9 protein-coding genes and 1 tRNA gene are annotated in these 14,281 nt (G+C 65.5%); 8 read left to right on the forward strand and 2 right to left on the reverse strand.

Going from position 1 to position 14,281, the window contains the following annotated elements:
- Positions 1–11: 11 nt before the first annotated feature.
- Positions 12–2,315 carry a hypothetical protein gene (locus ACSVDO_RS12290; protein WP_489592394.1) on the reverse strand — a complete coding sequence of 768 codons (2,304 nt, stop codon included), beginning with the start codon at positions 2,313–2,315 and terminating at the stop codon, positions 12–14.
- Between the two features lie 288 nt (positions 2,316–2,603).
- Between ACSVDO_RS12290 and ACSVDO_RS12295 the strand changes: the two genes are divergently transcribed.
- The 8 genes from ACSVDO_RS12295 (at position 2,604) to ACSVDO_RS12330 (ending at position 12,865) form a co-directional block, all read left to right on the forward strand.
- Positions 2,604–3,323, forward strand: coding sequence for a Crp/Fnr family transcriptional regulator (locus ACSVDO_RS12295; protein WP_332538007.1), 720 nt, complete (start codon positions 2,604–2,606; stop codon positions 3,321–3,323).
- A 20-nt stretch (positions 3,324–3,343) separates the two neighbouring features.
- Positions 3,344–4,435: a phosphotransferase gene (locus tag ACSVDO_RS12300; RefSeq protein WP_489592396.1), complete on the forward strand. Its 1,092-nt coding sequence runs from the start codon at positions 3,344–3,346 to the stop codon at positions 4,433–4,435.
- 32 nt (positions 4,436–4,467) lie between these two features.
- A complete protein-coding gene (locus tag ACSVDO_RS12305; protein WP_489592398.1) occupies positions 4,468–5,742 on the forward strand; it encodes an acyl-CoA dehydrogenase family protein in 1,275 nt (424 codons plus the stop codon).
- Between the two features lie 250 nt (positions 5,743–5,992).
- Positions 5,993–7,729, forward strand: a complete 1,737-nt coding sequence (locus ACSVDO_RS12310; protein ID WP_489592400.1) for a methyl-accepting chemotaxis protein — start codon at positions 5,993–5,995, stop codon at positions 7,727–7,729.
- Between the two features lie 139 nt (positions 7,730–7,868).
- Positions 7,869–8,973 (forward strand): peptide chain release factor 2 gene (gene prfB / locus ACSVDO_RS12315; protein WP_332538011.1). Its coding sequence is split into 2 segments (ribosomal slippage): positions 7,869–7,949 and positions 7,951–8,973, totalling 1,104 coding nucleotides; the frame shifts between segments, so codons are not numbered across the junction.
- A 12-nt stretch (positions 8,974–8,985) separates the two neighbouring features.
- Positions 8,986–11,706 (forward strand): aminopeptidase N, encoded by a 2,721-nt coding sequence (gene pepN / locus ACSVDO_RS12320; protein WP_489592402.1) that lies wholly within the window; start codon positions 8,986–8,988, stop codon positions 11,704–11,706.
- A gap of 63 nt (positions 11,707–11,769) precedes the next feature.
- Positions 11,770–12,777, forward strand: coding sequence for a class 1 fructose-bisphosphatase (locus tag ACSVDO_RS12325; protein WP_213301972.1), 1,008 nt, complete (start codon positions 11,770–11,772; stop codon positions 12,775–12,777).
- 12 nt (positions 12,778–12,789) lie between these two features.
- Positions 12,790–12,865: transfer RNA gene (locus ACSVDO_RS12330), tRNA-Thr, on the forward strand.
- Positions 12,866–12,989: 124 nt separating this feature from the next.
- Here ACSVDO_RS12330 and ACSVDO_RS12335 read toward each other — a convergent pair.
- Positions 12,990–14,159, reverse strand: coding sequence for a glycerophosphodiester phosphodiesterase (locus tag ACSVDO_RS12335; protein WP_332681310.1), 1,170 nt, complete (start codon positions 14,157–14,159; stop codon positions 12,990–12,992).
- Between the last annotated feature and the right edge of the window lie 122 nt (positions 14,160–14,281).

Raw genomic sequence — 14,281 nt, forward strand, 5'->3', positions numbered from 1 at the left:
CGGCCGCCCCTTCAGCCCGGACCGTTGCCGGCTTCGGGCTTGTCCTTCTTGTCTTCGTCCACCACAGGCTTGGCGATCACCCGGTCGGTGCGCGCCGCGTTCCAGGCAGAGAAGATGCTGTCGGGCGATGACTCCTCTTCCCAGGGCGTGAGCTCCAGGTCTGCGGGCAGCGACTGCTTGGGGTCCATGGCATTGAAACCCACGTTCTGGTCCACGGGCGAGCCAACGATGGGCCGCTTGGGAAACTCCTCCAGATCGAAAGGCAAGGGCTCGACGGCCGGCAGATCCAGCGGCTGCCAGCGGCCTACATCGCTCAGGTCGATGTCGAGCAGCGACGACGCCGCGGGCGCATCTGCGCCGGCCGCGTCCGGGCTCAACGGCTCGGCGCGTGCGAAAGGACCTTCGGGCACATCGAAGCGCGAAGGGATCTCCAGCGACAGCTCGGGAGTTTCCAGCGCTTCGGGCAGCGGCACCAGCGGAGGTGCGGACGCATGCGAGCGGTCCAGCGTCGCCCAGGGCTGCTCGACTGGCGCCGCGACTGCGCCCGCTGCGGCTGCCGCGGCCAGAGCGGTCGCCGTCACCGATGCCGGCGGCGTATCGTCTGCGGCCACGGCGGGCGTGGTGCGCACCCGGCCCGCGGTCTCGCCGCGCGCGCGCGCCGGCGTGGTGCGCGCCACGGCCTGCAGCAGCAGCAGATCATCAAACGCTTCGAGGTCGAACAGCAGGTCCTGGCCCGGCTGGCGGAACAGATAGCTTTCGAGCAGATCGCCGACCTCCTCGGTAGGCCACAGCGCCTCGATGTTGGCGAGCAAATCCGGGTAATGCGCCAGCGAGCGGCCACGCTGGGCGAACTGCGCCATTTCCGGCACGCGCGCCGCGAAGTGCTGCTCGAACTGCCGGCGCAGCTCCTCGTATTCGGTCTTGCGGCTGAGCTGATAGAACAGCCCCAGCAACTCGAGATAGGCCAGCGGCGACGAGTCTTCATGCTCGGCAATGTGCTTGCGCATCACGGCAATCGCCTGTTCGTACTCGCCCACCGAGGTGAAGAATTCGGCCTGCTGGCGCACGTCGAACAGCTCCTCGGGCTTGACCACGGCGCGCGGCTTTTGCTGCGGCAACGCCGCCGCATCGGCGCTTGCCGAAGCGCCGAATGCGGAAAGACCAAATTCGGTCGTGATCTCGTCCTGGCGCACATCGACGGCCGCGCCCGGCGGCGTGGCAGCGCTGGCGGCCGGGGCAACGAACGGCACGGCGCTGCCGAAAGCCGTGTCGCCAGCGGCGGCGTCAGGCTTCGCGGCCACGTAGCCATCACCGGAATCGCGCCAACTGTTCGCGGCCGCCTGCGTCAGGTTGCGCAGGCGCAGCAGCAGCCAGGCCAGCAGCGCGAGCGCGATCGCCAGCGCGGCCAGCAGCGGCAAGGTCCAGGGACTGCCCTGTTCCTTTTCGGCCTGCAAGGCCTCGAGCTGGGTGCTGATGCGCGCCAGGCTCGCGTTCTGGCTGGCCTCGCGCGCCTTCATGGACTGGATCTGGGTTTCAAGCGCCAGCACGCGCTGATCCGCCTCCGGAGCAACCGCAGGCAATGTGACATCGGGCACGGCCGCAAGACCTTCTGCAGCGGGCGCTGCCGGGGCACCAGGCACAGTGAGGGCCGCCGCGCCGGCAGCGGGTGCGGTCCAGTTTTCGACCGGCTCCATGCGCAGGCGCGAGTCGATGCGCAGACGCGGCTCCATGCGCAGGCCTGATTCGCCCGCGGCGGCCACGGTTGGTGCAGGCGCGGCCGGGGCCTTGCTGGGTTTGGGTGCGGGCTTGCGCGGACGTGGCTCGGCGGGGACCTGGGGCGGATTCACGCTGGCCGTGGGCCGGCTTGCGGGCTCGGCGCGGCGGGCTGGGGCGGTCGCACGCGCACGCTCCGCAGGCGGTGCAATGGCGGGCGGTGGCGGCAGCTCGCTCAACTGCCTGATGTCGAGCGCCGCGCCGCTGGCGGCCACCGTTTCGGGCAATTCGGCAAAAAATGTATAGCTGCGCGAAGTCTGGCCCTGGCAGCCGGCCGACAGCTTGACCACGACCACGGGCTCATCGATGACGACAAAGGCGCGCACCCGTACCGAGGCCGGCAGGCCGGCGCGGCGTGCCAAGGGCGTGATGTTCACGCGGCTGGCGTCGATGCGGCGCTCGCCCAGCAGCACATCGGCGCGCACGCAGGAAGAAGCGGCATCCATATCGGCGTCCGGTTGCCACTGGAACACCAGATCCAGCGGCGCGCCCAACACCACCTGGCCCTGGCTCTGTCCCAGAGACAGTGCTGACGCGGTCAATGACAGCGCGAACAGCCCAACCCCTCCGAACGTATAACAAATTTTCACAAGCAGCTCCCCCTGGGTGAATTTTGGCATACAAGGCTCGAAAGCCACACGGGGCGGCGGTTTTGGGCCATTTTTCCACGGCGCATGAGCGCGTGCTCGACCCCCGGGGTTTTCCCTTGGGCTGCGCGCACCCCACCCGCGGCGCAGACACCCATGCGACAAACAGGCGAAACCACTGCTGCGCGAGGCCGGTCCCGCACGCGACAATGGGCCGGTCATCAGTCACGGAAAAGACAGTCCATGGACGACCCGATTCTTACTATCGAAGAACGTGAAGCGATCAACTCAGGTCGCTGGTTTACGTCTCTTTCTCCTTCACTCAGGCACGACATACTTCGATGCGCATATGTCAAACGTTACAAGGACGGCACGCTGATCTGCGCACGCGGAGAGCCGCCCGAGGAGTGGATTGCCTGCGCCAAGGGCGCGGTGCGCGTGAGCTCCACCTCGATCTCGGGCAAGCTGATCACATTGACCTATGTGGAGCCGGGCATCTGGTTCGGCGATGTCGCGATCTTCGACGGCGACCGGCGCACGCACGATGCTTATGCGCACGGCGAGACCACCATCCTGTGCGTCTCCAAGGCCGACTTCAAGAAGATTCTGGCCACGCATGCCGAATTCTCCGAAGCCATGCTGCGCCTGCACGCGCGGCGCATACGCCAGCTCTACGGCCTGGTGGAAGACCTCAACACGCTGCCGCTGCGCGCGCGCCTGGCCAAGCAGCTGCTGCACCTGGTGCGCAGCTACGGCGTGCCCAGCCTGTCCGATGGACAGGAAATCCGCATCGGCCTGCAATTGGCGCAGGAAGAACTGGCACAGCTGCTGGGCGCCTCGCGCCAGCGCGTGAACCAGGAGCTCAAGGCCATGGAGCGCGAAGACATCATCCGCATCGAGCCGGGCGGCCTGGTCGTGCGCGACCGGCCCACGCTGCTGCGCATCGCGGAATCCGACCACTGACGACAAGGACCTGCTGACCCATGAGCACTTTCGACCATTTCGTGGGCACCCGCCCCCTTTCGGAGCAGCATGCGTTCGATACCGCCGCGCTGTCGGACTGGCTTTCGCGCAATCTGACGGGCTTTGCCGGCCCGCTGAGCGTCGAGATATTCAAGGGCGGCCAGTCCAACCCGACCTACAAGCTGATCACGCCCGGCCAGAGCTATGTGCTGCGCGCCAAGCCCGGGCCCGTGGCCAAGCTGCTGCCTTCGGCGCATGCAATAGAGCGCGAGTTCGCAGTCATGAAGGGTCTGCAGGGCACCGACGTTCCCGTGCCGCGCATGTTCGCGCTGTGCGAGGACGAGACCGTGATGGGCCGTGCGTTCTACGTGATGGAGTACATGGAAGGCCGTGTGCTCTGGGACCAGTCGCTGCCGGGCATGACGCCCGCCGAGCGCGGCGCCATCTATGACGAGATGAACCGCGTGATTTCCGCGCTGCACTCGGTGAAGTTCGCCGAACGCGGCCTGGCCAGCTACGGCAAGCCGGGCAATTATTTCGACCGCCAGATCGGGCGCTGGAGCAAGCAGTATCTGGCCTCGGTGACCCAGCCGATTCCCGAGATGGACCAGCTGATGGCCTGGCTGCCCGCGCACATGCCCGCGAGCGCGCGCGACGAAGCCCATGTGTCCATCGTGCACGGCGACTTCCGCCTCGACAACCTGATGTTCCACCCGACCGAGCCGCGCGTGATCGCCGTGCTCGACTGGGAGCTGTCCACCCTGGGCCATCCGCTGGCCGACTTCAGCTACCACTGCATGAGCTGGCATATCCCGGCCGCGCTGGGCCGCGGCATAGGCGGCATGGATATCGCTGCGCTGGGCATTCCCGACGAGGACAGCTACATCCGCCGCTACTGCGAGCGCACGCGCATCACCACACCCGAGGCGCTGCGCGCCGACTGGAACTTCTACCTGGCCTACAACATGTTCCGCATCGCGGCCATCCTGCAAGGCATTGCCAAGCGCGTCGAGGCCGGCACGGCATCGAGCGCCCAGGCCAAGGCTTCGGGCGACACCGCCAGGCCCATGGCTGAGCTCGCCTGGTCTTTCGCGCTCAAGAGCGGCGCCTGAAGCGACCGCGCAAATCACCCCAAGGAGAACGCATGGACTTCGAATATTCGGCCAAGACCAAGGACCTGCAGGCGCGGCTGCTGCGCTTCATGGAGGAGTACATCTACCCTGCGGAAGCCACCTATGCAGCGGAACTGGCGACCAATACCGCGGCGGGCAAGCGCTGGAGCGCGCTGCAGACCGTCGAGAAGCTCAAGGTCCAGGCCAGGGAAGCCGGACTGTGGAACCTGTTCCTGCCGGTGGACAGCGCCGCGGCCTCGGGCTATGAAGGCGCGGGCCTGACCAACCAGGAGTACGCACCGCTGGCCGAAATCATGGGCCGCGTGCCCTGGGCCTCCGAAGCCTTCAACTGCTCGGCGCCCGACACCGGCAACATGGAAACCATCGCGCGCTACGGCGACGAAGCCAACAAGCAGCGCTGGCTCAAGCCGCTGCTCGAAGGCAAGATACGCTCGGCCTTCGCGATGACCGAGCCCGACGTCGCCTCCAGCGACGCGACCAACATTGAAACGCGCATCGAACGCCAGGGCGACGAGTACGTGATCAACGGCCGCAAATGGTGGATCTCGGGCGCGGCCGACCCGCGCTGCGCGGTGTTCATCACCATGGGCCAGACCGACCCCGAAGCCGCCAGGCATTCGCAGCAGAGCATGGTGCTGGTGCCGGCCGACACCCCCGGCATTCGCATCGTGCGTCCGCTCAACGTGCTGGGCTACGACGACGCGCCGCACGGCCATGTGGAGATGTACTTCGAGAACGTGCGCGTGCCGGTCTCGAACATTTTGCTGGGCGAAGGCCGGGGCTTCGAGATAGCCCAGGGGCGGCTGGGCCCGGGGCGCATACACCATTGCATGCGCCTGATCGGCCTGGCCGAGCGCGCGCTCGAGCTGATGTGCAAGCGCGCCACCTCGCGCACCGCGTTCGGCAAGACGGTGGCCCAGCAGTCGATCACGCAGGAGCGCATCGCCGAAGCGCGCTGCAAGATCGACATGGCCCGGCTGCTCACGCTCAAGGCCGCCTGGCTGATGGACACGGCCGGCAACAAGGTGGCCCGCACCGAGATCGCGATGATCAAGGTCGTCGCTCCGAGCATGGCCTGCCAGGTCATCGACTGGGCGATCCAGGTGCATGGCGGCGGCGGCATGTGCGACGACTTCCCGCTGGCCTATGCCTACGCGACCGCGCGCACGCTGCGCTTTGCCGACGGCCCCGACGAAGTCCACCGCAACGCGCTGGCCAAGTGGGAGCTGGGCAAGTACGGCAGCTATGGCAAGGACGCCGAAGTTCCGGTGACGCGCGGCGGATAGTCCTAACACCGAATTCAAGTCGACCCGGCCTGCGCGCCGGGTTTTTTCTTGCCTGTGCGGCTGCGCCGCGCCCTGCGTCTGCACGAATTTGTAACTTTCGGGAAAAGCCCTGCTTATTGGACTAAGGGTTTGCGCTGGGCTTCCGATAATCCGGCCAAGGATGCGGCGGATCGAAAGTGATCGGTCGCTCCTTCCCTGTCAATTTCAATTTCTGCACTGCGCCGCGGCCTGACCGCTACCCCCCACCCCCATGACGTTCTTTCAAAACCTGAAGCTGGCCAACAAGCTGCTTGTCTCTTTCGCGGTCCTGCTGCTGCTGTCCGCCAGCGTAGGCCTGTTCGCGCTGGTCCAGCTCGACCGCGTCAACCAGACTGCGACCGACCTGACGCGCCAGGCACTGCCCGCGGCGCGCACGCTGCAGGACATCAAGTACCAGCTGCAGCGCCACCGCGCGCAACTGACGCAGCACCTGCTGGCCGCCACGCCCGACGAGGCCGCAGGCTACGAGAAATCCATGCCCATTCTGTGGGACACGGTGACCAAGCAGCATGCGGCCTATGCCGCCTTCGCCAAGACGCCCCAGGAGCAGCAACTGCTCAGCGAGATCGGCACCGAGCTCAAGAACTACGCAGCGCATTCCGCGCAGATCCTGCAGATGTCGCGCGACCTGCAAAGCGAACAGGCCGCGCACGCGCTGCGTGGCGACTCGCTCAAGGTCACGCTTGCCATCCAGACCAAGCTCGACGCGCTCGACGAGATCAACAGCGCGCGCACCGAAGCCTTCAACAAGGCGGGCGACGACCTTTTCGACAGCGCCCAGGTCTGGATCAGCGCGCTGCTGGCCGGCTCGGTGCTGCTGGGTCTGGCCCTGGCTCTGGGCATTGCACGCGTGATCGCCCGGCCACTGCAGCATGCGGTCAAGCTTGCCCAGGAAGTCGCCGCCGGCAACCTCGGCAGCCGCATCGAAGTGCACTCCACCGATGAAACCGGCCAGTTGCTGCAGGCCCTGCAGGACATGAACAGCAGCCTGCAGCAGATCGTCGGCCAGGTGCGCCAGGGCACGGACTCGATCGCCACGGCCAGCAGCCAGATCGCCATGGGCAACCAGGACCTGTCGGCCCGCACCGAACAACAGGCCAGCTCGCTGGAGGAAACCGCGGCCTCGATGGAAGAACTGACATCGACCGTCAAGCAGAACGCCGCCAACGCGCAGCAGGCCAACGAACTGGCCAGCGTCGCCTCTCAGGTCGCGGTGCGCGGCGGCGCCGCGGTGTCGCAGGTGGTGCAGACCATGTCGGACATCAATGCCTCGTCGCGCAAGATCGTCGACATCATCGGCGTCATTGACTCCATCGCCTTCCAGACCAACATACTCGCGCTCAACGCCGCCGTCGAGGCCGCTCGCGCGGGCGACCAGGGCCGCGGCTTTGCGGTCGTGGCCTCCGAAGTGCGCACGCTGGCCCAGCGCTCGGCCGCTGCCGCCAAGGAGATCAAGCAGTTGATCGACGCTTCGGTCATCAAGGTCGAGGAAGGCAACGGCCAGGTCGACCAGGCCGGCAAGACCATGGACGAGATCGTCAGCAGCGTGCGCCGCGTGACCGACATCATGGGCGAGATCACCGCTGCGAGCCATGAGCAGACCGCGGGCATAGAGCAGATCAACCAGGCCGTGACCCAGATGGACCAGATGACGCAGCAGAACGCGGCCCTGGTCGAGGAAGCCGCGGCCGCCACGGGTGCGCTGCAAGGCCAGGCCACGGCGCTGTCCAAGGTGGTCAGCGTGTTCGATCTGGGACACAACGGCATGGCGCCAGTCGTTCATGCCCCGCCCAAGCTTGCACCCGCACCCCGGGTCGTCAACGCGCCGGCCCGCCCCGCGGCGGCCGCAGCCCCGCGTGTCGCCGCCGCGCCTGCGCCCAAGCCCGCGGCCCCCAAGCCTGCGGCGCCCAAGGCAGTGAGCAACGAAAGCGACTGGGAAAGCTTCTAAGCCCTGCGAGGCGGCTCGCGCCGCGCATTTTTACGGCTTAAATCGCCCCCAAAAGCCCCGGTCCCGGGGCTTTGCGTTCGAATGGGCGCTGTGCATGAGAAAATCGACGATTAATTCTCAAGAACACACAGGACGCATCATGGAAGCAGAACGCATCAACCTCATCGGCAATACCCTCGAAGATCTGACGCAACGTGCGGCAGATCTACGGAGGTATCTTTGACTACGATGCCAAATACGAACGCCTGAGAACCGTCAACGCCTCGCTCGAGGACCCCGCCGTCTGGAACGACCCCAAGAAGGCCCAGGAACTCGGCAAGGAAAAGAAGTCGCTCGACGGCGTGGTGCTGACGCTGCAAAAGCTCGCCAACGAACTCGCCGACAACGCCGAGCTGTTCGAGATGAGCCGTGAAGAGGACGACGAAGACGGTCTGCTGACCATCGAAGCCGAAACCGAAAAACTGCGCCCGCTGGTCGAAGAGCTCGAGTTCCGCCGCATGTTCCGCCATGAAGCCGATCCGCTGAACTGCTTCATCGACATCCAGGCCGGCGCCGGCGGCACCGAAGCCTGCGACTGGGCCAGCATGCTGCTGCGCCAGTACCTGCGCTATGCCGAACGCAAGGGCTTCAAGGCCGAAGTGCAGGAAGAAACGCCGGGCGATGTCGCGGGCATCAAGAGCGCGACCATACGCATCGAAGGCGAATACGCGTTTGGCCTGCTGCGCACCGAAACCGGCGTGCACCGCCTGGTGCGCAAGAGCCCGTTCGATTCGTCGGGCGGCCGCCACACCAGCTTTGCCTCGCTGTTCGTCTATCCCGAGATTGATGACTCGATCGAGATCAACATCAACCCCTCGGACGTGCGCACCGACACCTACCGGGCCTCGGGCGCGGGCGGTCAGCACATCAACAAGACCGACTCGGCCGTGCGTCTGACACACATCCCGACCGGCATCGTGGTGCAATGCCAGGACGGTCGTAGCCAGCACAGCAACCGCGATGTGGCCTGGCAGCGTCTGCGCTCGCGTCTTTACGACTTCGAAATGCGCAAGCGCATGGAAGAGCAGCAAAAGCTCGAAGACACCAAGACCGATGTGGGCTGGGGCCACCAGATCCGCTCGTACGTGCTGGACAACAGCCGGATCAAGGACCTGCGCACCAACGTCGAAATTTCCGCCACGCAAAAAGTGCTGGACGGCGATCTCGACGCGTTCATCGAAGCCTCGCTCAAGCAGGGCATATAAGGGAGGAACATCATGTTGCGTGAAGGACAAGCGAAACCCACACAACGTGCCGACTACCAGGCTCCGGCCTGGTGGATCGACACCGTGGATCTGACTTTCGATCTCGACCCGGCCAAGACCCGCGTGCTCAACCGCATGCGCGTGCGCCGCAACCCCGACGTGCCGGCCAAGGCCTTGCGCCTGGATGGCGACGAGCTCAACCTCGCGCGCGTGATGGTCAACGGCCAGGGCACGTCGTTCAAGATGGACGGCAACGCTCTGGTGCTCGAAAACCTGCCCGAGGGCGATGAGCCCGTCGAGCTCGAGATCTTCACCACCTGCGCGCCGGTGAAGAACACCAAGCTCATGGGCCTGTATGTGAGCGAAGGCACGTTCTTCACCCAGTGTGAAGCCGAGGGCTTTCGCCGCATCACCTATTTCCTCGACCGTCCCGACGTGATGGCGATGTACACCGTGACGCTGCGCGCCGACAAGACGCTGTTCCCGGTTCTGCTGTCCAACGGCAACCTGGTCGACAGCGGCGAGCTGCCGGACAACCGGCACTTCGCCAAGTGGGTCGATCCGCACCGCAAGCCCTGCTACCTGTTTGCACTGGTCGCGGGCCAGCTCGTGGCGCGCGAGCAGCGCATCACCAGCCGCGCGGGCAAGGAGCATCTGCTGCAGGTCTACGTGCGCCCCGGCGATCTCGAGAAGACCGAGCATGCGATGAACTCGCTGATGGCCAGCGTTGCCTGGGACGAAGCGCGCTTCGGCCTGTCGCTGGACCTGGACCGCTTCATGATCGTCGCCACCAGCGACTTCAACATGGGAGCGATGGAAAACAAGGGCCTGAACATCTTCAACACCAAATATGTGTTGGCGAACCAGGCCACGGCCACCGATGTCGACTACGCGAACATCGAAAGCGTGGTCGGCCATGAATACTTCCACAACTGGACCGGCAACCGCATCACCTGCCGCGACTGGTTCCAGCTGAGCCTCAAGGAAGGCCTCACCGTGTTCCGCGACCAGGAGTTCAGCATGGACCTGGCCGGCACGCCGTCGGCGCGCGCCGTCAAGCGCATCGAGGACGTGCGCGTGCTGCGCACGGTGCAGTTCGCCGAGGACGCCGGCCCCATGGCCCACCCCGTGCGGCCCGACAGCTACCTCGAGATCAACAACTTCTACACCGTCACCATCTACGAAAAAGGTGCGGAAGTCGTGCGCATGATGCACACCCTGGTGGGCCGCGAAGGCTTTGCCAAGGGCATGGCGCTTTACTTCGAGCGCCATGACGGCCAGGCCGTGACCTGCGACGATTTCGCCCAGGCCATTGCCGACGCCAACCCGGGCAGCGCGCTGAGCGAGCGCCTGGAGCAATTCAAGCGCTGGTACAGCCAGGCGGGCACGCCCCAGGTCGCGGCCAGCGGCGTCTACGACGCTGCGGCCCGGACCTATACGCTGACGCTGCGCCAAAGCTGCGCGCCCACGCCCGGCCAGCCCGAAAAGCTGCCGTTCGTGATTCCCGTCGAAGTCGGCCTGCTGACCGAGGACGGCGCGGCCCAGACCGTGCAGCTGCTCGACACCGCCGGCATGGCCGGCAGCCCGGCCGACACCCGCTTGCTGGTGCTGACCGAAGCCGAACAAAGCTTTGTGTTCAGCGGCGTGACCCAGCCTGCCGTGCCTTCGCTGCTGCGCGGCTTCACCGCTCCGGTGGGCCTGCAGTACGACTACAGCGACGACGCGCTGCTGACCCTGCTCGCGCAGGACAGCGATGCGTTCAACCGCTGGGAAGCCGGCCAGCGCCTGGCGCTGCGCATTGCGCTGGGCGCGATCAACAACCCGGCGGTGGTCGTGCAGGCCGATGGCGAGATTGCCCAGAACCTGCTGCCCCTGCCCTTTGTCGAAGCCATGCGCAGCGTGCTGCGCCATCCCACGCTGGATGCGGCCTACAAGGAACTGGTGCTGAGCCTGCCTTCGGAAAGCTATCTTTCGGAACAGCTCGACGAGGTCGATCCCCAGCGCGTGCATGCCGTGCGCGAAACCCTGCGCCAGCAACTTGCGGCCGCGCTGCGCGAAGACTGGGCCTGGGCCTGGGAGAACCACCAGGACACCGGCGCCTACAAGCCCGACCCGGTGTCGTCGGGCCGGCGCGCGCTGACCGGTCTGGCGCTGTCCATGCTGTGCCTGGATGCGCGCCGCAGCGGCGACAGCGTGTGGCCCGGCCGTGCCTATCAGGCCTTCAAGGACGCGGCCAACATGACCGACCGCATGGCCGCGCTGTCCGCGCTGGTCCACAGCGGCCACCCGCTCGCAGCCGATGCGCTGGCGCGCTTCCACGCGCTGTTCAAGACCGAGGCGCTGGTGCTCGACAAGTGGTTTGCGCTGCAGGCCGGCGCCACCGACCGCGGCGGCCAGGTGCTGCCCGCGGTCAAGCAGCTGATGAAGCACCCCGACTTCCAGCTGCAGAACCCCAACCGGGCGCGCAGCGTGATCTTCAGCTTCTGCAGCGGCAACCCGGGCGCCTTCCACCGCCTGGACGCGGCCGGCTACCTGTTCTGGAGCGAGCGCGTGATCGAGCTCGACGCGATCAACCCGCAGGTCGCGGCCCGCCTGGCGCGCGCCCTGGACCGCTGGAAGAAACTGGCCGAGCCCTACCGCACGGCCGCACGCGAAGCCATTGCCCGCGTGGCCGCACGGCCCGACCTCAGCAATGACGTGCGCGAAGTCGTGACCCGCGCCCTCGCCGACTGAAAGACCGCGGACGCCTACCCGGCGTCTGCGGCACACCTTTTTTGTAATTACTGGATTTCCGCCATGAGCAAACGTCCCAGCCTGACCCGCTACCTCGTCGAACAGCAACGCGTCGACGGCCGCATTCCCCCCCAACTGCGCCTGCTGCTTGAAGTCGTCGCGCGCGCCTGCAAGCGCATCAGCTTTGCCGTCAACAAGGGCGAACTCGGCGACGTCATGGGCTCGGCCGGCTCCGAGAACGTGCAGGGCGAAGTGCAAAAGAAGCTCGACATCATCGCCAACGAAGTGCTGATCGAAGCCAACGAATGGGGCGGCCACCTCGCAGGCATGGCTTCCGAGGAAATGGAAGGCATCTACGTGGTGCCCAACCGCTATCCCCAGGGCGAATACCTGCTGATGTTCGATCCGCTCGACGGCTCGTCCAACATCGACGTCAACGTCTCAATCGGCACCATCTTCAGCGTGCTCAAGAAGCCCGAAGGCCACCCCGGCGTGCATGACGCCGACTTCCTGCAGCCCGGCCTCGAGCAGGTTGCTGCCGGCTACTGCATCTACGGCCCGCAGACCACACTGGTGCTCACCGTCGGCGACGGCGTGGCGATGTTCACGCTGGACCGCGAGCAAGGCTCGTTCGTGCTGGTGCGCGAAAACATCCGCATTCCCGCCGACACCCAGGAATTTGCCATCAACATGTCGAACATGCGCCACTGGGACGCTCCCGTGAAACGCTACGTCGACGAATGCCTGGCCGGCGAGGAAGGCCCGCGCGGCAAGAACTTCAACATGCGCTGGATCGCCTCCATGGTCGCCGACGTGCACCGCATCCTGATGCGCGGCGGCATCTTCATGTACCCCTGGGACCAGCGCGAACCCAACAAGGCCGGCAAGCTGCGCCTGATGTACGAAGCCAACCCCATGAGCTGGCTGGTCGAACAGGCCGGCGGCGCCTCGACCAACGGCAAGCAGCGCATCCTCGAACTGCAGCCCACGCAGCTGCATGAACGTGTCAGCGTCATCCTCGGCTCAAAAAATGAAGTTGATCGCGTGACAAGCTATCATTCTGGTATATAATTTAATTCTTCAGCCGGTGTAGCTCAGTCGGTAGAGCAGCTCATTCGTAATGAGAAGGTCGGGTGTTCGATTCATCTCTCCGGCACCAAATAGAAGCCCCTGATTCGCAAGAGTCAGGGGCTTTTCTTTTGCCTGGCCTTGGCAAGCGGCACGCATTCATCTGCGCCGCACGCAGGGAATCGGACTGGGCGCCAGCCCAGCCGACTTGGTACTCAGTTGTCCATTGCAGCACGCGCCTTGACTGCGGTGTCAGGGAAATCGCTGAACACCGCGTCCACTCCCAGCTCGAAGAACAGCTTGTATTCCGCCGCAGGATCGCCCTTGAAGTCCGATGCCAGGCGTTTGGCTTCATTGCGGAAGGTGAAGGGGTGCACCACCAGGCCTGCGGCATGCGCGTCCTTCAGCACCGAGGTGGCCGGCAGCATGGTGCGGTCGCGCTCGTCGACCACGCCGTCCTTGTTCACGTCATCGGCCTTGCCGTCGCCGTTGGCATCCACTGCTTTGGATGAGATCAGATAAGGCTTCCAGGGGCCGATGCCATCGGCGTAGGTCTTGATTTCGGCCAGGCCCGCAGGGGTCAGCATGGTGATGAAATTGCGCTTGTCACCCGCAACGGCAAAGTCATACGGCTTGTCAAAGGGCGCGGCCAGCGTGACCTGCCCGCCCAGCGCCACATCGTCGCCGTCGATCAGCTGCGACAAACGCACCTGGGTCTTGGTGCGCAGGTACTTCAGGTTGGAGACTTCGAACGACTGGATGATGACGGGCGAACTTTTCTGCGTATAGCCGTAGCCGGCAAGAACGGCCAGCAGGCGGTCTTCGAGCTTCAGGCCGGCGTTCACGTGGTAGGTGGGATGCTTGGTTTCGGGGTAGACGCCAATCGTGCGGCCCACGCGCGTGCTTTCGCTCTTGGCCAGGTCCAGCACCTCCTTGAGCGTGGGAATGCTGAATTTCCCGTTGTACGACGCATCACGCTCGGCCAGCGGCTGGATGGCGCGCAGCGTCTTGATTTCGGCCAGCGTGAAATCGGTGGCGAACCAGCCGGTCTCGGCAACGCCGTCCACCATGCGCGTGGTCTTGCGGCTCGCAAATTCGGGCCGGCTGGCGACGTCCGTCGTGCCGGTGATGTTGGGCTCGTGGCGGGCGATCAGCTCGCCGTCCTTGGTGGCCACCAGATCCGGCTCGATGAAGTCGGCCCCCATCTCGATTGCCAGCTTGTAGCCTTCCAGAGTGTGATCGGGCCGGTAACCGGCGGCTCCACGATGGCCCACGACCAGAGGGGGCTGGCCGTCCAGCGTGTTGTAGTCGGTGCCGTCCGATCCGCCACAGGCAGCAAGCAGCGTGGTCGTGGCCAGGGCCAGCACCGTCAGTTTCATCGTCATTGCGTGTCTCCTCCGTTGTAGAAGAACCCATGGTAGATGGGCACACGTGACGCGTCCATGACAAAGCAGCCGACCGCTGGTAAGTCACTACACGGCGGGGCAGGCCGCGCAGTCACCACGGG

The organism is Comamonas sp. DB36 (genome assembly GCF_057914905.1).